The sequence below is a fragment of the Paenibacillus sp. PK3_47 genome, assembly GCF_023520895.1.
Classification (GTDB): Bacteria; Bacillota; Bacilli; order Paenibacillales; family Paenibacillaceae; genus Paenibacillus_AQ.
In genome coordinates this window covers 2,482,184-2,506,804 of record NZ_CP026029.1, presented here as the reverse complement: position 1 = coordinate 2,506,804, position 24,621 = coordinate 2,482,184, and the positions used below count along the sequence as shown (strand labels likewise).

The 24,621-nt window shown below is 52.7% G+C and carries 18 protein-coding genes and 1 riboswitch; of the genes, 16 read left to right on the top strand and 2 right to left on the bottom strand.

All coding sequences use genetic code 11. From position 1 onward, the window contains the following. Positions 1-50: 50 nt before the first annotated feature. Complete coding sequence (locus tag C2I18_RS11195; RefSeq protein WP_249901255.1) at positions 51-3,761, bottom strand: response regulator; 3,711 nt, start codon at positions 3,759-3,761, stop codon at positions 51-53. Positions 3,762-3,993: 232 nt separating this feature from the next. Next, positions 3,994-4,500: a hypothetical protein gene (locus C2I18_RS11190; RefSeq protein WP_342760355.1), complete on the bottom strand. Its 507-nt coding sequence runs from the start codon at positions 4,498-4,500 to the stop codon at positions 3,994-3,996. Between the two features lie 248 nt (positions 4,501-4,748). Further along, positions 4,749-4,852, top strand: a riboswitch (purine riboswitch). Positions 4,853-5,046: 194 nt separating this feature from the next. Between C2I18_RS11190 and C2I18_RS11185 the strand changes: the two genes are divergently transcribed. From C2I18_RS11185 to C2I18_RS11110, 16 genes are all read left to right on the top strand, one after another. Further along, positions 5,047-5,664, top strand: coding sequence for a xanthine phosphoribosyltransferase (locus tag C2I18_RS11185; RefSeq protein ID WP_249901253.1), 618 nt, complete (start codon positions 5,047-5,049; stop codon positions 5,662-5,664). Further along, positions 5,658-6,989, top strand: a complete 1,332-nt coding sequence (locus C2I18_RS11180) for a nucleobase:cation symporter-2 family protein (RefSeq protein WP_249901252.1) — start codon at positions 5,658-5,660, stop codon at positions 6,987-6,989. The genes C2I18_RS11185 and C2I18_RS11180 overlap by 7 nt, the downstream gene beginning before the upstream one ends. Positions 6,990-7,178: 189 nt before the next feature. Continuing rightward, the gene (locus C2I18_RS11175; RefSeq protein ID WP_249901251.1) at positions 7,179-10,265 is read left to right on the top strand and encodes an ATP-binding protein; all 3,087 of its coding nucleotides are present in this window, start codon (positions 7,179-7,181) and stop codon (positions 10,263-10,265) included. 20 nt (positions 10,266-10,285) lie between these two features. Further along, positions 10,286-11,410: a response regulator gene (locus C2I18_RS11170; RefSeq protein ID WP_249901250.1), complete on the top strand. Its 1,125-nt coding sequence runs from the start codon at positions 10,286-10,288 to the stop codon at positions 11,408-11,410. Between the two features lie 121 nt (positions 11,411-11,531). Beyond that, a complete protein-coding gene (locus tag C2I18_RS11165; RefSeq protein ID WP_481857934.1) occupies positions 11,532-11,738 on the top strand; it encodes a hypothetical protein in 207 nt (68 codons plus the stop codon). A gap of 24 nt (positions 11,739-11,762) precedes the next feature. After that, the gene (locus tag C2I18_RS11160) at positions 11,763-12,425 is read left to right on the top strand and encodes a hypothetical protein (RefSeq protein WP_481857933.1); all 663 of its coding nucleotides are present in this window, start codon (positions 11,763-11,765) and stop codon (positions 12,423-12,425) included. Beyond that, a complete protein-coding gene (locus tag C2I18_RS11155) occupies positions 12,422-13,636 on the top strand; it encodes a glutathionylspermidine synthase family protein (protein WP_249901247.1) in 1,215 nt (404 codons plus the stop codon). Before C2I18_RS11160 ends, C2I18_RS11155 begins: the two co-directional genes overlap by 4 nt. Beyond that, complete coding sequence (locus C2I18_RS11150) at positions 13,633-14,289, top strand: hypothetical protein (RefSeq protein ID WP_249901246.1); 657 nt, start codon at positions 13,633-13,635, stop codon at positions 14,287-14,289. Before C2I18_RS11155 ends, C2I18_RS11150 begins: the two co-directional genes overlap by 4 nt. After that, positions 14,286-14,678 (top strand): DUF350 domain-containing protein, encoded by a 393-nt coding sequence (locus C2I18_RS11145; RefSeq protein WP_249901245.1) that lies wholly within the window; start codon positions 14,286-14,288, stop codon positions 14,676-14,678. The genes C2I18_RS11150 and C2I18_RS11145 overlap by 4 nt, the downstream gene beginning before the upstream one ends. Positions 14,679-14,757: 79 nt before the next feature. Further along, positions 14,758-15,771, top strand: a complete 1,014-nt coding sequence (locus tag C2I18_RS11140; RefSeq protein WP_249901244.1) for a potassium channel family protein — start codon at positions 14,758-14,760, stop codon at positions 15,769-15,771. A 211-nt stretch (positions 15,772-15,982) separates the two neighbouring features. Continuing rightward, positions 15,983-17,122 carry a glycosyl hydrolase family 8 gene (locus tag C2I18_RS11135; protein ID WP_249901243.1) on the top strand — a complete coding sequence of 380 codons (1,140 nt, stop codon included), beginning with the start codon at positions 15,983-15,985 and terminating at the stop codon, positions 17,120-17,122. A 12-nt stretch (positions 17,123-17,134) separates the two neighbouring features. After that, positions 17,135-18,727 carry a glycan biosynthesis hexose transferase WsfD gene (gene wsfD / locus C2I18_RS11130; RefSeq protein ID WP_249901242.1) on the top strand — a complete coding sequence of 531 codons (1,593 nt, stop codon included), beginning with the start codon at positions 17,135-17,137 and terminating at the stop codon, positions 18,725-18,727. Then, positions 18,724-20,259, top strand: coding sequence for a hypothetical protein (locus C2I18_RS11125; RefSeq protein ID WP_249901241.1), 1,536 nt, complete (start codon positions 18,724-18,726; stop codon positions 20,257-20,259). Before wsfD ends, C2I18_RS11125 begins: the two co-directional genes overlap by 4 nt. Before the next feature lie 26 nt (positions 20,260-20,285). Beyond that, entirely contained in the window at positions 20,286-21,536 is a 1,251-nt protein-coding gene (locus tag C2I18_RS11120; RefSeq protein ID WP_249901240.1) for a glycosyltransferase family 2 protein, read from the top strand. Positions 21,537-21,579: 43 nt separating this feature from the next. Beyond that, entirely contained in the window at positions 21,580-23,673 is a 2,094-nt protein-coding gene (locus C2I18_RS11115; RefSeq protein WP_249901239.1) for a cellulose biosynthesis cyclic di-GMP-binding regulatory protein BcsB, read from the top strand. After that, positions 23,663-24,517, top strand: a complete 855-nt coding sequence (locus C2I18_RS11110) for a diguanylate cyclase domain-containing protein (protein WP_249901238.1) — start codon at positions 23,663-23,665, stop codon at positions 24,515-24,517. Before C2I18_RS11115 ends, C2I18_RS11110 begins: the two co-directional genes overlap by 11 nt. Positions 24,518-24,621: the final 104 nt, after the last annotated feature.

Here is a 24,621-nt window from a genome sequence, read left to right as displayed (position 1 = left end):
TCCTCCCGCGGTTAGCTAAATGATCTGATGATAAGTCTACATCCGGATGGTTATTGAATCAACCACACCTTCAGCACGGTTACCAGTTGTGTGGTATTGATCGGTTTGGAAATATAATCAGAAGCCCCTGCCTGCAGGCATTTGACCCGGTCTTCCTCCAGGGCGCGGGCAGTCAGGGCTATGATCACAAGATGATCGTACTCGGGATTGGCCCGGATATGCTTCATCGTTTCGTATCCGTCCATTTCCGGCATCATGATATCCATGAACACCAGCTCGGTCTCCGGATGCTGCTCCAGATGCTCGAGCGCCTCCCTTCCGTTCTGGGCAAAACTGATATCCATATTATAGCCTTCCAGCACGCTGGATAACGCAAAGATATTGCGCATATCATCATCCACAAGCAGGATGCTTTTGCCGGCAAAAGCGGCTTCCGGATTATGCAGCTTCTCGATCAGCAGCTGCTTGTCCGGCGGAAGGTCGGCATGCTTGCGGTGCAGATAGAGTGCTGTTTCATCATAGAGCCGTTCCATGGAACGGACGTTCTTGATGACAATGCTCTCGGCGTAATGCTTCAGACGCTGTTCGTCACTCTTGTTGAGATCTTTACCGGTATAAATAATAACAGGCAATGTCTGCAGTTTACGGTTGGTCTTAATCTGTTCAAGCAGATCGAAGCCGCTTATATCGGACAATCCCAGATCAAGCACCATGCAGTCAAAATGATGGCTGGACAGCTGTTCCATGGCTTCCCGTCCGGTTCCGACGGCGACAATGCGCACATCCGGATGCGCAATGAATTCCACAAGGCTGCTGCGCAGAACCTGGTTGTCTTCGACAATCAGGAGGCTTTTGACCGGCCGCCGGATATAAGTTTCAATCTGGAGGAAGGCGGCTTCCAGCTCGGCTTCGTCACTTGGCTTCTTCCAGAACGAGAGGGCGCCCATAGCCAGGCTTTGCTGGTTCTCTTCTGCAGTGGAGATGACATGCACCGGAATATGACGCAGCTCCGGACGGCTCTTCAGGCGGCTGATAATCGCCCAGCCGTCCAGAACGGGAAGATGCAGGTCCAGCAGAATCGCAGCAGGCTTGTAAGCATGGGCCAGTGCAAGCCCCTGGTCGCCCTGGAAGGCAACGATGGCCTTAAATCCTCTGCTGCGGGCCAGCTCCAGCAGAATCGCAGCGAATTCAGCATCCTCTTCAATGATCAGGAGCAGCGTATCGCTGCTGTCCAGATTGTTCCGGTCATCATCCATTTCCGCAAACTGCAGCAGCTTGGGATTAGAGATGGAAATATCGGGAATAAAGGATTCGCGGAAGGACGGATTCTCCCGGGCTGCAGGCTCAGGGCTGCTGAACTCCGCAGCCGGTGCGGCTGCAAGCTCTGCAGCAGCCAGCTTCATGGCTTCACTGCCCGGTTCAACCGCCGGAATAATCAGCGAGAAGGTGCTGCCTTTGCCCTCCACAGAATCGACTTCAATTCGGCCGCCCAGAAGGGAGGCCAGCTCGCGGCAGATGGTCAGGCCGAGGCCGGTGCCGCCGTATTTACGGCTGGTTGTACCATCTGCCTGCTGGAAGGCTTCGAAGATGCTCTCCAGCTTGGAGGCAGGGATACCAATACCGGTATCGCTGACGGAGAAGATAATTTCATCACCGTTGGTCCGGATGAACAGGGATACAGAGCCCTGCTCCGGAGTGAACTTAAGTGCATTAGACAGCAGATTGTTCATAATCTGCTGGAGGCGGTGCCCGTCAGTCATCACATGGCCGGGTATCCGGCTGTCACAGTGGACATCAAGGCGCAGATTCTTCTTCTTGGCCTGCTGTTCGAAATGGCGGTACAGATGGCTGCTGGTATCCTGGAGGGAGACGGGCTCCATGACCGGGGTCATTTTGCCGACCTCCAGCTTGGCCAGATCGAGAATTTCATCGATCAGCTGCAGCAGATCCTTGCCTGCAGAGAAGATCGTGTGCACATATTCAAGCTGCTTGACGTTCAGGTTCTGCTCCTTGTTCTCGGCCAGAATCTGCGAGAGAATCAGCAGGCTGTTCAGCGGTGTCCGCAGCTCATGCGACACGTTGGCAAGGAATTCCGACTTGTATTGGGCAGCCATGAAGATTTCCTCGGCCTGGGCTTTGATTTCTTCCTTCTGCTTATCAGTCAGCTCCATTTGCAGCTGCAGCTGATCGTTAGAGGCGCTTAATTCATCACGCTGTGAGGCGAGCTCCTCTGTTTGTGATGCCAGCTCTTCCGTCTGTGCTTGAAGCTCCTGTGTCTGGGCGAGCAGTTCCTCTTTTTGATCCTGCAGCGTGCTTGCCTGAACGAGCAGCTTATCAGCCTGCTCCTGAATTTCCGTCTTCTGGCGCGCAGTCAGCTCCATCTGGTGCTGCAGCTGATTGTTAGAGGCGGCCAGCTCGTCGCGTTGAGCCTGGAGCTCTTCTGTCTGTGCCGCCAGCTCTTCCGTTTGTGAGGCCAGCTCCTCCGTTTGGGCCTGCAGCTCCTCGGTCTGGGCCAGCAGCTCTTCCTTCTGGTCCTGCAGCTCCTCGGTCTGAGCCAGCAGCTCGTCTGCCTGTTCCTGAATTTCCAACTTTTGACGTGCGGTCAGCTCCATCTGCAGCTTCAGATCCTGATTGGAGGTGAGCAGTTCCTCTGCCTGCTGCTTCAGTTCGGCAGCCTGTGCTTCGATTTCGGATTTTTGTGCAGCGGTCAGATTCATTTGCTCTTCAATCTGCTCCTTCTGGAGCCGCAGTTCTTCCGTTTGGGCCAGCAGCTGTTCCTTCTGCATACCGAGCTCCTCAGTCTGCGCCATCAGTTCTTCAGTCTGTGCGGCCAGCTCTTCGGTCTGTTCCTGGAGCTCCTCAGTCTGGGCTTCAAGCTCTTCCTTCTGAAGCTGCGTTTCTCCCAGCAGCTCTTCAATTCTGGCAACATCAGCCAAAGTATTGATCAGGACACCCATGTTCTGGCCGGTCCGTTCAATCAGCTGCCGCTCTTTGTCCCCGAGTTCACCCATGGTGGCCAGTTCGACAACGGCAACAACGTCATTTTCATAAAGGACGGGAAGCAGAATCAAAGTGGAAGGCGGGGTTTCACCCAGACCTGAATGGATGGTAATGTAATTGTCCGGCAGATTATGCAGTATAAGCATCTTCTTATCCACCGCACACTGCCCGACGAGACCTGCACCGAGTTCAAACGCATTTCGGGTGCTTGCAGCTTCATCAAAGGCATAACCGGCAGTGAAATGCAGACTATTCCCCTGCAGCATATAGATTGCACCATAGTTTCCGCCCACGGAAGAAGCCAGTCTGCTGATAAAAATGCGTGAGGCAGTCTGCAAATGGACAGAGCCCTGCAGCATCAGGGCCATCTCCGAGACCTCGGTATTAATCCAGGCCTGCTCTTCCGCCCGTAGACGCAGACTCCGCTCCTCTATGGTTTTGTGGTGCAGGTCAACAGCGAGGCCTTGAAAGGTGGAGGCCAGCTGTCCGAACTCGTCATTGGCTTCAGAGGAGGTTTCTGTTAAATCAACCGTACCCTGGGCAATGTTTCTGGTGATGACCCCGATTCTGCCCAGCCCCCGGCCCACGGTCCGCTGAATGTTCCCCGCCAGCAGAATAACAGCCATAATGCCGGCAGCAGCCAGCACGGGGGACACAACCCGCGGGAGCCCTTGCAGATAAATAATAGATACAGCGGCCATACCGCTGAGCATTAGAGAAGAGACAAATGCTGCTAACCAAACCTGTTGTTTTATATTCATGGTCGTCCGCCTTTGTTCAGTTAATTTAAAGAAGCATACTAAGTATACTTTTAATAGAGGGCAGGCGATAGGGGAAAGTAAGGAAAAACGCCAGTAAATCCGCAGTTTATGCGAATTTTTCTGGCGTAAGGACAGGCGTTGCGGTGATTTTAACATTTTTGTGCCGGCCAGGGCACCAGGCGAAAAGGACCTGTATGACTCTGTGGCCCGGCCCTGGCCCGTACGGTCGGCATTAACGCTGTCTACTCCGGCTCCGTTTGGCTGAGGCCCTGTTTACGGCATGCCCTCCGGCTCCTCCGCCAACCGCATGCTGCTGCCTGGTGCCGGTGCTCTCAATAGCCGCGTTGGTCCCGCCTGTGCTGTAGGTGCCGCCTCCGCTGCCAATCTGTGTTGCTGAAGAGCCCGTGCTGCCTCTGGCCAGCCTGACCGTCTGATTGTTCACGACTATAACAATCTCCTTGAACGAAGGGGACAGCAGGGGAGGCTGCTGTTTACGGCCGCTCCGGCCCTTGCTGCCGAAGTTGGCGGCATCTCCGCCTGCTCCGACACTCTGCTGCTGCCTTGTATAAGGCGAGGCGATGGCGGCATTGCTGCCGCCTGCACTGCTGCGTCCTGCACCGCTGGCGATTTGCGTGGTATTGGCCGCATTCGTGTATTGATTATTGATCACGAATACGAGCCGCCCGATGCCTGCAAGCGGTGTACGTGTAACAATCTTCCGCTTGCCGCGCTGGATCATGACGACAATCCGGTCCTTTTGTTTAGCCATCTGCATCATTCCCTCCGTGATTGGGTTCCCCTACCATTAATGCGGAGCAGTGGAAACCGTGAGCAAAACGGGCCGAGGAGAGCAATAATTACATTCCTGCCCATAATTATGAATGAAAATAGATGTATTTCATGAAAAAGTGTCACCTGCCATGGAAATTTTCCTTAAAAATATACTTGTAAGGATCAGACAGAGCGTGTAAGATATACAGGTATTTAATCAACCAACTATAAACAACTCATATAATCTTGGGGATATGGCCCATAAGTTTCTACCGGATAACCACTGTAACTATCCGACTATGAGTGAAATAGCGCATCTAGGGTTCCGTTTCTGCAGCTTTGCGGCAGAAGGGCTGGTCCAAGCGATGCGGACACTGATGATGTGTTACACCGCTTAGGGACAAAAACCCAGAAGGACAGATTCACTTGAGAGAAACGCTCAGGTGAATCTGTCCTTTTTTAGTTTTACCGTACAGAAAGATCCAAGAAAGTAAAGGAGAGATTACCTGCAATTATGAAAGTATTAGAGGAACGCATCAGAGAAGAAGGTTTGATTCTGTCGGATACAGTGCTTAAGGTAGACTCGTTTCTGAACCATCAGGTGGATACGGAGCTGGCCCTGCAAATCGGGCAGGAATTTGCATCAATTTTCCGGGACCTGCCGGTGACCAAAATATTGACGGTTGAAGCAAGCGGAATCCAGTTCGCCATGGCGGCGGGGATCGCCCTGAAGGTACCGTTCATCTATGCCAAGAAAAAGAAGGCTGTCACCCTGTCGGAGGCTGTCTACTCTGCACCGGTGCACTCCTTTACCCGCCGGGAGGATTACCGGATCAGCATCTCTCAGAAGTATCTCGGACCTGAAGACAAAGTGCTGATTATAGATGACTTTCTGGCTACGGGCGTAGCGCTCATAGGACTGGCTGATATTGTTAAGGAATCCGGTGCGGAGCTGCTCGGGGTGGGCTGCGTTATCGAGAAGAGCTTTCAGAAAGGGCGGGGCCTGCTGGAGCAGAGAGGTATTCCTGTCCACTCTCTGGCACGCATATCCTCGATGTCTCCGGGGGAAGTGCATTTTATAGATAATGATGTCCAATATAAAGAAATGATCAAGGAGAGTGCGGGATGTTAAGCAAACAAAAGATTTTTGCCCTGGGGCTCCAGCATGTGCTGGCGATGTATGCGGGGGCGGTAATTGTGCCGCTTATCGTTGGTGGCGCATTGAATCTGAACGGCACGCAGATGGCTTATCTCATTGCTGCCGATTTGTTCACCTGCGGACTGGCGACACTGCTGCAGGTTATGGGCAGCAAGTACTTCGGAAGCGGGCTTCCGGTTGTGCTGGGCTGTACCTTTACCGCAGTCAGCCCGATCATCGCCATTGCCTCCGGCGGCGGCCTGGCCACGGCGTACGGCGCAATTATTGTATCGGGACTGTTCGTTGTTCTTGCGGCCCCGCTGTACGGCAAGCTGCTTAAATTCTTCCCGACCGTTGTTACCGGTTCGGTGGTAACCATTATCGGGCTTTCCCTGATCCCGGTAGCGATGAATAATGTAGCCGGCGGCGAGGGAAGTGCAGACTTCGGCCATCCCCGCAATCTGCTGCTTGCCCTGATTACACTGCTGGTAATTCTGGCTGTAAACCGCCTGGCGAGAGGATTCCTGCGCTCGATATCGGTGCTTGTGGGACTGGCTGTCGGGACTGCCATCGGCTATGCTATGGGCATCGTCCATTTCTCCACCGTGGGAACAGCCTCATGGGTCAGTATTGCCCAGCCTTTCTATTTCGGCTGGCCGGAGTTCAGCATTACTGCAATCTTTACAATGATCATTGTTAATATCGTTTCGATGGTAGAGTCAACCGGTGTATACTTCGCTGTCGGTAAAGCTACCGACCAGAAGGTGGAGAAGAGACAAATTGTTAACGGCCTGCGTTCCGAAGGCCTTGCTATTATGCTTGGCGGCTTGTTCAATGCTTTCCCTTATACGGCATTCTCCCAGAATGTCGGGCTGCTGTCGCTGACACGTGTGAAGACACGGAATGTCATTTTTGCAGCAGGCGGTATTATGGTTGTACTGGGTCTCCTGCCCAAGCTGGCTGCCCTGACAACTGTGGTGCCGAATGCCGTGCTTGGCGGTGCAATGATCGTGATGTTCGGCTCTGTTGCCGCCTCGGGCATATCGATTCTCTCCGAGGTTGATCTGCGCAAGGACGGGAATCTGCTGATTGCCGCCTGCAGTATCGCTGTCGGCCTGGGTTCGGCGGTACTGCCGGCGATGTTTAACCAGCTTCCTGAATTCGCCAGAATGCTGCTGCAAAACGGGATAGTATCCGGGTCATTGACAGCGATTATCCTGAATATCTTCTTGGCCAAAACCAAGGATGACACTGTGCCGGCCGCATTGCCTGACACAGCGCCGGCAGCAGTGCCTGCCGCAGTGCAGAAAGCCCAGTAAATCTCTATTCCAATATAATCCTCTAACAAGAATGGCAGCCGATTCCGAAAAAATATAAGGAATCGGCTTTTTTTGTGTTTTTTTGCGTTAATTAAATAAAGTAAGCGGATGGAGGGCTTTCTGCCGGATATCATCATCCGAGTGCCGTAAATGAGCGGCGATAAATGTCTAATGCAAAGGAGGCGGGAGATGAAGAAGTATTGGCTCAGCATACTCGGCAGTCTGCTGCTTGTACTGATACTGCCGGTGCTCTCCATACAGCAGCTGCTGACAGATAATCACAAGCAGCCCGTTGCAAAGCAGGGCGTTCTGGATCTCCGGGAATGGGACTTCCGGCATGACGGTGTTGTCCATCTGGACGGGGAGTGGGAATTTTACGGGGATGCGCTGCTTACGCCAAGCAATTTTGACCCCGGAAGCCGTGATCAGCTGCCGCCTCCCGTACCGGTCTTAGCCCAGGTGCCTGGAGAATGGAATGCTTATGTCTCGGACACCGGGAAGGGCAAGGGGTACGGTACGTACCGTCTGCAGGCCAGGGTACCTGCCGGTGAAGAGATGATTTATGGTCTGAGGACGAGCAATATCCGGACGTCCAGCAAGATCTTCGTGAACGGACAGGAAATCGGAAGCAGCGGCACTCCGGCCTCTTCTCCGTCCGCAAGCAGACAGAACAACATTCCCTTTATGGGATTTGCGTCTGCATCCGGAGACACGCTGGAGATTATTGTCCAGGTGGCAAATTACAGCTATTACACAGGCGGAATTATCCAGCCGATTGTAATCGGTGACCAGGCCTCCATAATCAAGCACCGTGAGTTTGCGCTTTTTATAGACGGGGCGACAGTGCTGGGATTTTTTATCCTGTCCATATTTCTGCTGATGTTCTCCAGGGTAAGGGAGAGCCGCGGTATAACGCTGTATTTGGGTCTTTTTTGTGTAGCGGCTCTGGTGTACATACTGACTCACGGGGAAAAGCTTATTGCCTCGTTGCTGCCGGTACTGCCTTATGAAATTGTTCTTAAACTGCAGCTGGCTTCCTCCACACTGGTGTACTATTATTTACTGCGGTATGTAGCGAACTCGGTCAACTATCCTATGCCCGAATCAGTGATCAAAGCTTCCAAGGTTATCACTGCGTTTCTGCTCCTGACCGCGACATTTGTGCCTGCCTACTATTTCAGCTATCTGGAGGGACTGCTCTTGTCCTGGGGGCTTATAAGTATAAGCTTCGTGCTGTACTCCATGATCAAAGGCACCAGGTCGAACCCCAAAAATATGTTTCTGATGATGGTAAGCATTGAAAGCCTCAGTGTAGTGATTATCTATTATCTGCTGAGTTTTACTGTCCTCTCATTCAGCAGTGTTATCGTTTCCTATGAGATTATCCTGTTCGGCCTCTTTCAGGCTCTGGTGTTGACCCGCCAGTACAGCTCTTCGTTTCTCGAAGTGGAGCAGCTGTCGCGCAGGCTGCTTACGCTGGACGGATTGAAGGATGACTTTATGGCAGATACCTCGCATGAGCTGCGGCAGCCGCTGCAGAGCATTGTGAACATTGCACAGACAATGGCTGAGGGCGCCGCAGGCCATGTTACAGCCCAGCAGACCGGACAGTTATCCATGATTGTCTCTACAGGCAAACGGCTGTCTGCACTGATTAACGATATGTCCGACTTCGCCAAGCTGAACCACGGCGATCTCTTTTTGCGGCGGGAGGCTGTGGATCTGCGGATGGTGGCTTCCTCAGTCATGGCGGTTACCCGTCATATTTCAGGCAAGGCCAAGCTGGACTTCGAGCTGAATTTTCCTGATCACCTTCCGCTGGTGGAGACGGATGAACAGCGGCTGGCCCAGATTTTATTTAATTTATTGTCAAATGCTGTGAATAATACCCATCAAGGTGTGATAACCCTCTCCGCAGAGGTTAAAGATGAGTATGTTGTTATCATTGTAACGGACACGGGTGCAGGTATTTCTCCGGAACGTCTGCGGACGATCTTCGACGCCTATGATCCGGAGGGGGCGGGTGCGCAGAAGCTGTACAGGGAGAACGGGCTTGGCCTCAGCATTACCCAGAAGCTGGTGGAGCTTAACGGGGGGACGATCGAAGCGCAGTCTGAACCGGGAAAAGGCACTGAATTCCGCTTCACACTGCCCGTCCTTCAGAAGAAGGCAGCCTTTTCCGGTCCCTATTATATGGAGGTTACCGGCTGGGAACCGGCTGCGGCTATGGAGAGATCAGGAGCGGGCGGTGTATCGGCCCAGGATGGCGAATGCTGCCTGATTCTGGTTGTCGGTAACGATCCTGTCAATCTTCAGGTGCTTGCCAATGCACTGCAGCTGGAGAATCACACGGTTATCACGGCAAGCAACGGCCCGGATGCGATTCAGCAAATGCTGAATTATCCGGAGCTCGATCTCATTATTACGGATTGGGTAATGCCTGGAATGCCGGGACTGGTACTCTGCAAGGCGATCCGCGAGCGGTTCATTCTGTCGGAGCTGCCGATACTCGTGCTGACATCCAGCAACCGGCCGGAGGATATTCAGGCAGCCTTTGAAGCAGGAGCGAATGATTATCTGACCAAGCCGGTAGAGCTTCGCGAATTCAAGGCCCGTGTGCACACATTGCTGGAGATGCGTAAATCGATCCGTAAATCGGTGGAGGCGGAAGTTGCCTTTTTGCAGGCACAGATCAAACCGCACTTCCTATATAATGCGCTCAATGCCATCATTTCGATCACTCCGGATGATCCGGACACCGCTACTGATCTGCTGCTGGAGCTTAGCCAGTATTTGCGCAGCAGCTTTGATTTCCAGAACCGGGGGCAGACCATACTGATTGATAAAGAGCTGGAGCTAGTCAGATCCTATCTGGCACTGGAAAAGGCGAGATTCGATGACAGGCTGAATATTGAGTTTCATGTGCAGGAGGGTATCAGAGAGCTTATTCCCCCGCTTAGCATCCAGCCGCTGGTGGAGAATGCAGTTAACCACGGACTTATGCGAAAAGAAGCCGGAGGAACCGTCAGACTGTCCATCAGCCTGCATCCCGGAATGCTTGTGGTTGCAGTATCGGATGACGGGGTCGGGATGTCACCGGAACGGATTGCTGAAGTGCTGGCCTACGACAGGCCTGAAGGCGGAATCGGCCTGAGAAATATACAGAGACGCCTGCTCAAAATCTACGGCACCGGCCTGGCCATTGTAAGTACGCCGGGCATGGGGACGACGATCTCTTATGCAATACCCCGGATCACTACATCTTCAGAACTATGAACAAGAGGTGAAGCCGCTTCATGAAAGCGATACTGATAGATGATGAAAAACCCGCCCTGCAGCACCTTGAGCGCCTGCTGACCAAAGACTCCCGGCTGGAGATTACAGGCAAGTATACCTCGGCAAGACTCGGACTCCAGCATTTACAGCAGGAGAAGGCCGATATTGTCTTCCTGGATATCGGTATGCCCGAGATGAACGGGCTGGAGGCAGCTGAGCATATCGCAAATCTTGACCGGAGCATCCGTGTGGTTTACATTACGGCATATACCGAATATGCCATTGATGCCTTTGAACTGAACGCGGTGGATTACCTGCTGAAGCCGGTTACCTCCCAGCGTCTGTGCAAAACGCTGGAGCGGCTGGTAAGCCGTGAGGAGCAGGCCAAGCAGGCAGCTGCTGTGGTTGAGGCCGATCGTCAGCCGGGCATTCTCTGCTTCAAGCAGCTCGAATTTCTTGAAGGCGGAGAGCCCGGACAAAAAATACAGTGGAGAACAAGCAAAGCACAGGAGGTATTCGCCCTGCTGCTTCATTCCCGCGGACAGTGGATCCTGAAAGATACGATCGTTGATCTGGTGTGGCCGGAGTTCAATCCGGAGAAGGCCCTGGCCAATCTCCATACTACGGTATACCATATCCGCAAGCTGCTGAAGACGCGGGAAATGGGTGTGCTTGTGGAATTCTCGCAGGAAAGGTACCGGCTGGTCAGGGAGAATGTAACGCTGGATGTGGAGCAATTTGAGCAGGGATGGTCCGGGACTCCGGTTGAAAATGATCAGGATTGGGGCCGCAGGGAAGCTGTGCTTGCATTATACCGCGGTGATTATCTCGGGGAGCACCACTACAGCTGGGCGGAGAGCAGGCGCAAGGAACTGCAGGCCAAATATCTGCAGATGGCGCTCCGCTCAGCCGAATATGAGCTCGGCACGGAACGTCCCCGCCAGGCGCTTACACGTCTGCTGGCTCTGCGGGAGGCGGATGCCTATTCAGAGGATATTTGCCGGCTTACTCTCCGGTGTTATGCTGATCTGGGGGATTTTATCGGATTCAAGAACCATTATGAAAATTATAAAGCGCTGCTGCAAAATGAGCTGGGCATTCATCCCGACCATGTCATGGACAGCTGGGTAAAAAATATTTTTTAGCAGCCCCCGGATTTCTCTTCCTGCCCCGGTGTGCAGGTCATCTGTGATGAAACGAATTGGTAAAATCAGCGTATCAGAAGCATAATAGTTTTCAGGAAGGAAGGATATAGTGGATAATGGAATGAATGTCATCCTGTTTGAGAAAATGCCTGAGGGAGATTTGCGGGTCATCGAGGAGCGCACCTGGAGCATGAATATGATTGCTGCCCTGGAGCATGTCAATTACGTGGTGGTGGGCAGCCGGGAATATGAAGCGGTTGAGGGGCGTTTGAATGTGGATGAAGGGAAGCTGGAGCTTCTGCTTGTCCCGATGCGTACAGAAGGCTAAAGATCAGGAAAGGAGGGGCCCATGTTGGCAAATGATGATAACGCAAAAGAAACGGCCGGTACCAGATTATTTAATGCAGAGGGCAAGCCGCTGCGTGTTTTGTCGACCTCGCTGGGCATTGCCCTGCTGGCCAATGCCTTGTTTGTTCCCGGGGGAGCAGGCGCCAGCGGCAGCGCGGGCGGAGAACCGGAGCTGGTATCGTGGTCTACGGAAGAGGTCAAAGCTTATTTTGATAAGAATGTAGACTGGAATATTCCTTATCCGGAAGAAGGCACGGAGGAGACCGTCCAGGAGGGGACGGGTGTCAGCACCTCCGGCGGAACAACCGTGATCAACAACTACGGCGGATATAGCTCGGGCTTCGGCTGGGATGATCTGCTCCTGTACCACATGCTGTTCAACAGCGGTTCGTACTATTCCTCCAGAGGCTGGTACAATGACCGGCCCACCTATTATGGAGGCACACGGACAACCTACCGGCCGCCTACTTATAACAGCGGCAGCTTTCAGAACAGACCGGTGGCCGGTTCGGTTGCCAAGCCCAAAACCTCAACCTCCTCCACCGGCTCCATTACAAGAAGAGGGACTTCCTCGAAGAGCGGCGGAATCGGAGGCACCTCCAGCGGATTGGGATCCAGCAAGTCCAGCGCCGGCAAAAGCTCCAGCAGGAGCGGTTTCGGAGGATGAACCGGGCAGAGAGTGTATTTGAATTCAGGGACCAGTCGCACCTTGAACGGGCTCCGCGGGTAGAACAGCTGCGTGAGCTCGGGTTTACCTGGGCCGACCTGGAAGATGAGGAGTACTGGCTGGATGCGGTCGCGGTGATGTCCCGGGAGACCTATCAGGAGCTGGAGAAGGCCTCCGCCGGACTGTGGGCGGTGCTGGACAAAGCAGTCCGCTACATCCACCGCAGACGTGACTTGTATGATCTGCTGGGTATTCCGCCTGTGCTGTGGGAGATGCTGGATGATTGTCCGCTGCCTGAGCCGGGACTGATCAGCAGGTATGCCAGGTTTGATTTTGCGGTGGCGGATGACGGGACTATCAAGCTGCTGGAGCTGAATGCCGATACGCCCACCGGTTACGTGGAAGCCTCAATAGCCACGCCCTGGATCTGTGAACAGGCCGGCATTACCAGCCCCAACACCGCTATGAAGGGGCTGCTTGCGGCGGCCTGGGCCGTGGAGCAGCCGGATACGGCTGCCTGTGTGGCTTACGGCTCCCATGAGGAGGATTCGGGGACAATTGAGGCGCTTGTACAGCATAGCGGACTGGATGTACAGTGCGTTGACTGTCTTGATCTGTGGATTGATGAAGGCAGCGTCCGGGTTGGCGAAGACCGGGTCATTCAGCGGATGTTCGCGCTCTATCCGAAGGAATGGATGGCCGTTGACGAAGGCGGAGAGGCGCTTGCTTATGCTATTGAGACCGGACAGCTGCAGCTGTTCAACGGGCCGCACAGCATTCTGCTTCAGTCCAAGGGACTGATCGCTGCGGTCTGGGGAATGTATGAGCTGGGGCTGCTGTTTGATGCAGAGGAACGGGAGCTGATCTCCCGTTATGTGCTGCCGACCTATAATAAGCCTGTATTCTCGGGAAACTTCGTGTCCAAAACGGTATTCGGCCGTGAAGGCGGATCTGTGCGCCTGTTCGACGACAGCGGGACGCTGGAGCTTAAGGATGAAGACGGCTTTGACAGCAGTGAGTTATTTCCTACGGTTTATCAAAAAAGAGCTGAGATGGCCCGGATCAGGACAGCTGAAGGAGAGCTTCACCTGCTGACCGGAATGTTCGTAATCAACGGAAAGCCGTGCGGGCTGCTTGGCCGTGCCGGCGGACCTATTACAGGCAATACCAGTCATTTTATCGCGCTAGGAGTGAGGGGGCTTACGAGATGAACAAGAGTAGAAAGCGGCAGGCCGGCGGCAGCAGAACGGCCCGTGCCGGCAGCATGCTCGTCATGCTGCTTGCAGCAGTTCTGCTGCTGGGCGCGTGCGGTAATGCAAACAGCGTGCTTCGTACCGGTGATTCGGAAACGACAAGCAACGTATCACGTGTTCCGTGGGATTACCGCGTGGTGGAGAGCACGGTAGGCGACCTGATCGGGAGCGACATGACGGTTCTGCCGGACAATGAGCTGCTGCCGAATGACGGCAACTATGCGACAGGCGACAAAATCTGGACGCTGCAGTTCATGGATGCTGAGCTGATCACCGGTGCGGACCAGAAGAATGAAGTCCGTTTATCCTCATGGAGCACGCTTAAATCCTACGGGGACCAGCAGGCTGCGGCTGAGGACCTGAAGAATCTGAAGGTATCGATCACCACTGATGTTGACCTTGTCGGAGTATACAAGACCAAATATCAGGATAAGACCAGAAATTTCGCTGTGCTTGAGCTGCCCTCCGGCAACCGGATCAAGCAGCCGATAGATGACAAGCGCTATACCGCGCTGGAGAAACAAAAAACAGCCTCCGTAGTCCTGGAGGAAGTACATGATTTTGCCGATTATGATTCGGCATATGCGAAATTTCGGGGGTGGGCGAATTGACGATTGTTATGAATCTCGTAATTAGTGTTTTGACAATTATCCTGCTCCAGGTCATCGGTATGGTTGTGTTTGCCTTGATGACACCGTTCAAGGATATGGATGAACTGAAGAAAGGCAACGTGGCAGTCGCCCTGGCGCTTGGCGGAAAGTTCCTGGCCACTGCGATTATTCTCGGTGTCGCAGCCTATACGAATACCTCGATCTGGCATATGATGCTGTGGTTTGCAGTAGGCTACGTCTGTCTGATCGTCTCTTACTGGGTTTTTGAACTATTTACTCCCGGATTCCGGATTTCCGAGCAGCTGCAGCAGGGAAATACGGCTGTCGGCACGATGCTGTGCCTGGTGTTCATCGGTACCGCTTTTGCCGTAAGCAGTCTCATTATTTAGCAGACCAGGCAGGCCGAGGCTGCCCCCGCAGATTCAGCGGGCGGCAGCCATATTCCATTGTGGAAGCGGGGCAAAGAGGGTGCATTTTTTACTCCGGATTTCCGGTAAGCTGATGCGTTTGAAGAAGAAGTCCATCGGGCTGATGATCCTGTTGTTTGTGGTGCTCAGCTCCACCATAGCGTTTGCCATTGAACCGGGTACTTTCGGGAACTGGTTCAATGCCTTTTACTGGGTGCTGACCACGATGGCGACAGTCGGTTACGGCGATTACTTTGCGGTAACGGCAGCGGGCAAGGTGTTCACCATTTTTCTGTACATATTTGGCATCGGCCTGCTCAGCCTGGTTATCGGCAAGATCGTTGAGGCGTTCGGGGAGATGCAGAGAAGGAGAGGAGCGGGAACCTTGAGCTTTTACGGGAAGGATCATATCGTTCTCATTAACTGGAACCGTAAGACGCAGGCCGCGGTCCATGAGATTTTATGCTACACACCGGATTGCCGGATCGTCATCATCGATGAATCCGGTCAGCATCCCCTGGAGCAGATGGATCAGGTCCACTTCATCAGCGGCGATGCCTCAAGTGATGAGATACTGCAGAAGGCCTGTATTCATGAGGCCAGGGCAGCTATTATATTCGGGGATACCCGGATTGACGAAGCCTCGCTGACTGACGGCAAAACGCTGCTGATTGCCTCAAGCATTGAGCGGATCGCCCCACAGGTACATACAACTGTAGAGATTATGCAGGAGAAGAACATCCAGAACTTCCGCCATGTTCATGTGAATGAATTTGTGCTTTCGCATGATGCCATCTCCCGGCTGGCTGTAAGATCTGCGCTGGAGGAAGGAAACGCTGAAGTGATTACCCAGCTGCTGAGCCGCCAGCATGGCGATGATATTTATGAAATCCCGCTCAAATCCGCCTGGACAACGTACGGGGATGCCTTTCAGGATCTGTTGTCCCGCGGAGCGACACTGCTCGCCGACCGCGGAGACCTTGGCATTAACCGCAAGCTGGACCAGAAGATCCCGCAGGATGCCAGGCTGTATATCGTAGCGGACGAGGACACTTACCGTAAGATCAGAGGTTAGATAACGGAAACTGCGCTGCCATCCCGTCGGGAAGGCGGCGTTTTTTTGTCTAAGTAAGCGCAGCAGAGGTTTACCAAACAGTCAGGGTGACAAGATTAACAAATATTAAGCTTTATGGACACATTTTTATCGCTTTTGCCATTCAACTTGTGACTTATATTACCGTTATATTGTTATGGACGCAAAATTAACTGTTAAGGGAAGTGGTGGTTTGGGGAACAGGCTCATTATATTTGCTGCTCTCTTAGTGTCCGTGGCCCTGCTGGCCTCCTGCAGTACTCATGAATCCCGGCCCATACCTACTTCAAAAGCGGTTCCCTCGGAAGTGCCTTCACCTGTACAGGACCCTTTTGCCATGCAGCATCCGCAAGAGGCAGCGCAGCTGCTGGATTTTATAGAGACACAGCTCAGCGGGCCTGATGGCATATATACAAATCTGCTGGATACAGACCAGTCGGATGAAGCAGCTACAGGACATGAGGTGCTGAGCGAATCAGCCTCGCTGATCATGAGAAGCGCCGTGCTTGGCGGCAATCAAGAGCTTTTTGACAGACATTGGAGCATAGCCAGAGCGGTTTTCGATATGGACGGGGGCTTCAGCTACCGTTACAGTCCGAAGCTTGAGAAGCAGTACCCGGTGAATGCGGCTGTAGATGATCTCAGGCTGATCGGTGCCCTGTATGATGCCGGCAAAGCCTTCGCAGACCGGAGTTATACGGAAGAGGCTGATAAGTACGCGCTAAGATTTTATAGTAATAATGTAAAAGATGGTTATTTAAAAGATTTTTATGACAATTATTACAAAAATACTAACGAGTTTATTACTTTATGTTATATTAATCTGAGCGTTCTGCAAAAATTGTCGATTCCTGACGGTTTAAGAGGTATTTTATTGCATAATATGACCGGAATTCTTCAGGAGGGCTATCTTTCCAATGAATTTCCGTTTTATGAAACCCGGTTTGATTACAGAACAGGTAAATACAGCTCGGAAAATATAAATACGGTGGAGTCGCTGCTTAGTATTCTCAACCTGACGGAAATGAAGCGGCAGAATCCGCGCAGTATCACCTATATCAAGGAACAGGTGGAAGCGGGGACCCTGTACGGGCAGTATACCCGGGATGGACAACCGGCGAATGATATCCGCTCTACTGCCATCTATGCGCTTGCGGCAATGATCGGCGCTGAAGCCGGGGATGATGACCTCTACCAGGCGGGCCTTGCGAGAATGAATGAATTCAGAATTACGGACCCGGATAGCCCTCTCTACGGCGGGTTCGGCAATCCGGATACCGGTGAGGCCTACTCTTTTGACAATCTGATGGCTTTATTGGCCTACTCTTACTGAACCAACAATGAAGTGAATGAAGGTGAAGACCGCATGACCGGCAGCACGGTAAAAACAACATTGCGGCAGAACATGATCATAGCCGGTCTCCGGATATCTCCTGCCTTTGCAGCGGCCTTCGGGGTGCTGATGATTGCAGTCATCGCCCTGTTTACGGCTCCCTATGTCGGCATGGCGGATAACGGTGACTTTTTCCGGATTATCTACAGCAACGGCCTCTATTTCAATCTGCCCGATTATGACAGCCGGTATTTCGGCTATTTTGTCAGACAATACGGCATCTACCAGTATTACAACGAGAACAGCTCCATGCTGCTCTCCTCCCAGTCCCTGTTTATTAAGCTGGCTATAGTATTTAACAAGCTGTTCTTTAGTAAGGAAGTCTTTGATATCCGTTTTCAGGCTGCGGTCTATGTGATTTTGTATGTGGCTGCGGTCTATTTGCTGATTGAAGCCGTCACCTGCCGGATGACCCGCAAGCGCGGGATGATTGTTGCGGCTGTGGCCGTCTTTATTTTCGGGGATACCGGGTACACTGCGTACTTCAATTCTTTTTTCGGCGAGAGCGTCGTGATGATCATGATGATCTTCGTCTTCGCCTCGTGGCTCTTGATGTACCGCAAAAGATACAACGATTATGTGCTCCTGCTGATCTTTCTGGCCAGCACCGTCATTCTGACGTCTTCCAAGCAGCAAAATGCCCCGGTGGGGATCGTTGTTGCCCTTATGGCGGTCTCACTGGTGTGGATTCGCAAGGAACGGCTGTTCCGCTGGCTTGCCGCCGCCTCTGCCGCCTTGATGCTGTTCACCGGAGCAGCTACATACCTGAACATTTCCAGGGAATTTGTAAATATCAACCAGTATCATGCCATGACCCGCGGTGTCCTTATGCAGTCAGATAATCCGGAGACGGTTCTGGGGAAGTTCGGCATCAACGGGCAGTACGCCATTCTGAAGGGGAATACGTACTATGACCAATACGGCACCATTGATGTGAAATCAGAGATTCTCGAGGACAGCTTTTACAGCCGCTACGGTTTTGTCTCGATTCTGAAATATTATGCGGCACATCCCGGCCAGCTGGGCTCCATTCTGGATGTGGCAGCCAAAAGCGCCTACACCATCAAACCGGATGCTATGGGCAACTATGAGAAGTCGGCAGGCAAGGAGTTCCGGGCGCAGAGCCACTTTTTCACCGGATACAGCCAGCTAAAGGAAAAGCTGGCTCCCCGTACATTTTCCTTCATTCTGTTGTGGATGGCGGTAGTGACAGGAGCATACATGCCGTCATTTGCAGCTGCAGTCAAAAAACGCGATGCCAGGGGAATGCAGCGTTCGGTTCTGATCCTGGCCACGATGCTGGTCGGTTTATCAGGAATCTTCGTATCCATTATCGGAGCAGGCGATGCCGACATTGCGAAGCATGAGTTTTTGTTCACGTTATCGTTTGATCTGGTGTCTTTTCTGACTGTCTCGGATGTGATCGGCCGCGGAATATTCCGCAGAAAGCTTGCCGAACCACTTCCGGCAGCTCCGGACATCCCGGTAATTCCGTTAGTTCCTGCAGAACCGCATACGGCAGCCAAAGAGGGTGTGAGTGCTTGAAGCTTGCAAAGATGATGATTTGCCTGGTGCTTGCGGCGGTATTGCTGCTCCCTGCACCTGCACAAGCTGCTCCGGCGGGGGGGCAGGTGCTGCTGCTCTATGACAGCCTGGCGAAAGGAACGTCCCGTGAAGGCAATGTAACTGAGCTCCAGCGGCTGCTGGCTGCTTTCAGCGTCACGGTCACACTGCAAAGGCTGAAGGATTATGAAAAAGGTACGATGGCTGCCTATTCAAGGATAATTACAGTCAGCAACAGTGCGGATCTGCCATTAAACAATAGAGCCTATCTTGAAGATCTGAAGGATTATCACGGGCAAGCCCTGCATATCGGCTACAATCTTCCCGGCCTGATGAAAAGCGGGTTACAGCTTAGTACTGCTGTCTGGCCGTCCGGCATTGCCGTTCTATCCATAGGGGATCTGACCGGGCTGCCGCTGAAAGTGGAGGAAATGCCATACATTACAGCACACAAGGCGGGGCGCGCTTACGGCACGCTCTCCTTGCAGGAAGGCAGCCTTGAGCTGCCCTACGCGGTAAGCAGCGGACAATATACCTATGTTCCTTATCTGGAACAGGATAACGGCAGTGTGACGGCGCTGGCTTATGTGCTGCGGGACTGGCTGCAGGCTGCTGCAGAGCCGCATATGTATCTGGTGCTTAAAGAGATTTATCCGTTCTCTGACCTGAACCTGCTGGAGCAGGCGGCAGAGCGTCTCTATGAGAGCGGCATCCCGTTCATTGCCAGTATCCGCCCTGTCTTCAGCAATACGGATTTCCCGGCCATGGAGCGTTATATGGAGGCACTGAAAATTGTGCAGTCCCGCGGGGGCAGCATCATGGTGAACGCACCGGCCGTCAGGCCGCCGATCAACAGCAGTGACCGGACCCTTAAGGGTAAAATGGCGGGCTTTATCAATGTATTGGCAGCCGGAGGTGTTGCGCCGCTTGGCATAGGTGCAGAAGGATACTGGGCCTATGACAGGGAGTATTCGGCAGCCGGCATGGGATTCTTTGATTCGGCAGCGCTGTTTCCAGATGAAGAAATTCATTATATGGAGCAGCTCCCGACTTCAGAAGCGTTCCGCTCCTCCCTGTACAGCATGACCCCGGAATCACTCCAGGAGCTGTCGGGCACCGGGATAGCTGCGCCGGAGCTGCCGCTGAATGTGGCGGTTACGCTTAATCTGCCGGAGGATGAGGACGGGCTTGCGGCCATGCTGCAGAGCCTGAAGGCAAGCTGGATTACTTTTGACGATTACCGGCAGGAAGCTCATACAGTCCTTACGGATGACAATACGGTGACTGCCAGAGACGGTGTAATCATGATCAACGGTGAAGCTGTGAACACAGACTATGTCCCTAAGGCAGTAAGCAGTGATTACCAGTACCAGGAGGAGCAGGTCAGGAGCTTTACAAGGCTGTTCAGTGTGCAGAACCGGTTTTTTATCGTGGTCATTATCATCGCGCTGCTGTTCTTCGGCGGGCTGCTGCTGATCGGACGCAGGCTGTACCGGAGGAAGTATTTTAAATAAAGAAATTTGATAATCAGGAGAACATTATGACAATCTCGGATGTGCTGATGGTAATTGCAGTGTTCTGTATCTGGTCGCTGCTGCTGGTGAATGTAACCCTGATTATTGCCGGATATTTGTACTACATCAGGACTGAGAATGAGGCCGTTCCCGAAATTAAGGGAGAGTATCCCTTTGTGACCATTATGGTTCCCGCACACAATGAGGCTGTAGTGATCGGCAAAACCGTTGAGTCCCTGCTGGCGCTCGATTATCCGCATGAACGGTACGAGATTATTGTCATCAATGATAATTCATCGGATAACAGTGCTGATTTACTGGCAAATATACAGAGCAAATACGCCGGCCGCAATCTGATCATTATTAACACGGATCAGGTGACCGGAGGGAAAGGCAAATCGAATGCCCTGAATATAGGCTTTGCCCGCAGCGGGGGTGAGCTCATCGCCATCTATGATGCCGATAATACACCGGAACGGATGGCGCTGAAATATCTGGTAGCCGAGCTCGTGAATGATTCCACACTCGGCGCAGTGATCGGCAAATTCCGCACACGCAACCGTGATGCAAGTCTGCTGACAAGGTTTATTAATATCGAGACCTTATCCTTTCAGTGGATGGCCCAGGCCGGCCGGTGGAAGCTGTTCAAACTGTGTACCATCCCCGGAACCAACTATGTGATGCGCAGGTCGATTGTGGAGAGCGTCGGCGGCTGGGATGTCAAAGCGCTGGCTGAAGATACGGAGATCAGCTTCCAGATTTACCTGTTGGGCTACCGGATCAAATTCCAGCCCAAGTCGGTGACCTGGGAGCAGGAGCCGCAGACGGTGAAGGTGTGGTTCAGACAGCGGACACGCTGGGCCAAGGGCAATATCTATGTCATTGTGAAAAATATACCGATGCTGTTCAAGCGCTCGGCGGGCAAAATCCGCTTTGATATCCTGTATTATCTGTCCATCTACTTTCTGCTGCTGATCTCGCTCATCACCTCGGACACGCTGCTGGTGCTGCATGCGATGGGTTATGTGCATACCACAATCGCCGGGCTCAGCAGCTTCCTGTGGCTGCTTGCCATTGTCCTGTTCGTGGTCGGGATCTTCGTCACGCTGACGACAGAGAAGGGCGAGATGAGCCTGTCAAATCTATGTATTATTCTGCTCATGTATGTGTCTTACTGCCAGCTGTGGATGGTGGTGGCCGCAAACGGGCTGTTTACTTATCTCAAGGATGTCCTGTTTAAGCGGGAAGCCAAATGGTATAAAACCGAGCGCTTCTAGAAGCACCCGGGAAAGAGAAATCAGTTAGTCAGGAGAACATATTATGATAAAAAAACAGCTGACCATATGGGCGCTCTGCCTCTCCCTGTTCCTGACGCACATGCCTGAGGCCCTGGCTGCCGTTCTTCCCGGAACGGGCAAGCTGACGTACGAGACGGCCTTTGCCGGCAGTGACACTCCGCTCTCCGGCGGGGAGGCGCGGCAGCAGTCTTTTACAATTATGGATTACTGGAACGTGGAGCAGGTAACCGTCCATCTGCGCTTTCAAATCTCGCAAATTACAGAGGAGCAGCAGTCGAGTATCACCCTGTCGCTTAACGGCAGTCCGTTCTATTCTTTCCGGCCCTCCCTTAAAAATAACGGGGAACAAACCGTATCTGTTGCTGCCCCCAAGGGGTTCCTCAAGGAAGGCAGTAACACGCTGGGAATCCAGGGGAATGTGAAGACAAGCATGGGGGATAACGGGCTGTGCAACATAGGCGATAAAATAGGAGACTGGCTGCATCTGTACAATACATCGAGTGTTGCGGTAACGTACACGCCCACGGCCCTTACCGGTGGAATCAGCGATTTCAGCGGCCGTTTCTCCGGAATGGATAATGTAAGGAATAATCAAAGCCTGATGACTGTACCCCGGAATGCGAGCGGACCGGAGCTGGAGTCGGCTACTTATGCCCTTTCCGGGTTCGCCAAGAACAATACGGTGTCCGGCAAGACGATTCCTTTGCTGCCTTACCGTGAGGACACTGTCAAAGGCAAAAGCGCTGTTGTGCTTGTAGCTATGTACGATAACGTGCCGGACAGCCTGAAGCAGCTGCTAAGCACCTCCGAGGATCTGGGCACCCATGCGTTGATCCAGCTCGTAAATAAGGACAGCCGTCCAACGCTGGTGGTCACCTCCAGGGATGAGAGCCTGCTGGTCAAAGCGGGAAGGCTGTTATCGAACAGGCAGCTGATGAGCCAGCTGGCAAGTGATGTAAAGGTGGTTGACCTTGCAACCGAGGTCAGTGGGCCGGCGGCTGCGCTGAATTCGGAGATTGCTTTTACAGAGAACGGCGACAAGCTGAGCGGTGCGGGGCATCAGGTGCAGACTTATTATGTCTCTTTACCGTCCAACCGTTCCATTGCCGATTCGGGAAAAATCAGTCTGGACTTCAGCTATGCGCAAAATCTTGATTTCGACCGCTCGCTGGTGACAGTGAGCATCAATGATACGCCAATCGGCAGCAAAAAGCTGTCCCGGGAACTGGCGAATGGAGATTCACTTAATCTGGCCGTGCCGCAGAGCCTGAATATTTCAGGCAGCTTCTCGGTAGCGGTAGCCTTTGATCTCGAAATGGTGAATGCCGTCTGTACACCGAATACAGAGCTGATGCCATGGGCTTTTATCGGCAGCGGATCACAGCTTCATCTCAACACGAAGGACCGTACCGAGCTGCTCTTTAACAATTATCCTTATCCGTTCCTGCGCGATGAAATCTATAATCATGTAGCTGTTGTGCTGCCGCAGGAAATGGATGATTACACCTACCAGACACTTGGCCATGTGTTTAATCTGCTTGGGCAATATGCGGGCGGCAATACCGGCGACATTCATTATTACCGTGATGATATCAGTCCGGAGCATCTGAAGAACAATAACATTATTGCGGTTGGCTCTTATGAGAACAACAGGGTGATCCGCGATAATAATGACAAGCTGTATTTCCGGTACAGCAAGGACGGAAAGACTTTTCTCTCCAACGAAAAAATGAGCATTGAAGAGCAGTACGGCAGCGGGATCGGTATTCTGCAGCTGCTGGAATCTCCTTATGAAAGCGGCCGGGGCTTTCTGGCTGTAACTGCAGTGAACGCAGAAGATATATATCTTGCTTCCAAGCTGATTGCTACAGAGGAGAACAAATGGAAAGTGTACGGGGACAGTGTGGTAACCGACAAGGACGGGGACATCAGCGCTTACCGCTTCAAGACCGTTACCGGAGCGGCTGAGGATTCCGTAGTCTCGCAAATTTTGGACCGGGGCGATGTGCTGGGCTTCGTAGCCGCAGTGATGCTCGCAGTGTTGCTGGCGGCCCTGTCCCTGCTTCTCCTGCTCCGCAAACATAAAAAGAAACGTGGTGATCAGCGTGAGACGTAACCGCAGCAGCCTGATTTCGGATCTCGGGTTTCTCGGCTTTCTGCTGTTGATGTTCATCTGCATCGTGTTCATCGCCGGCTCCCCGGACCAGTATCTTCAGAATATCATCATTCTGAATATCGCTTTTCTGCTGGCGCTGGTCACGTATTTCACCACAGTTACCGCCGGGCTTACGCTGAACCTCGCCTTTATTTTCCTTTACGGCTTCTTTGTTGTCTATCAGACTGTAACTCAGGGCGGGACTGTAGGGGTGGACACTTATTTCTGGCTGATTATGACGCCGCTGCTTACAGTGGTCATCTGGATTTTTACTTCAGGCGTGCGGGAGCTGCAGGCCGAGAATGAGCGGCTGGAGAAGAAGACCAGCAGTCTAGCTGCGGTCGATGAGAATACGGATCTGCGGAACAGCATTTCTTTTCAAAAGGATGCCAGCCTGTTCACCGGAATATCAACCCGCTATGAAATTCCGCTCACCCTGCTGGTCATCAAAGTAAAATACTGGAGTGAAATCCGCCGCCTGATTCCTGAGGAACAGCTGTCGGAGGCGATTTATGATGTATCCCAGCTCAGCCAGTCCAGCATCCGGACCAATGACGCGCTCTATTTGCTCGACAAGGAGGATGCGACCTGGGGACTGCTGCTGTTCACGGACAGTGAAGGTGCCAAAATAGTCATTGAGCGGATCAAGTACAAGCTGCAGCAGCTGAATGACACAGGGTTCTCCGGTAAGTACAAAGTGAATCTGGGACTCAAGATCGGGGCGGTGCAGTATGATCCGGCGGCGGTCGAGAACCCGTTCGATTTCATTGTTCAGGCCAAAAAGCAGCTGGAGTACGATGTATAGCATCGCCATGGTAATGTAACTGTAAATTAAGGTGTTTAGCAGAATGCGTTACCGGGTAATGATAAGCAGGTGGGAAGTGGAAGGCATCAATTAACGGATGGAAC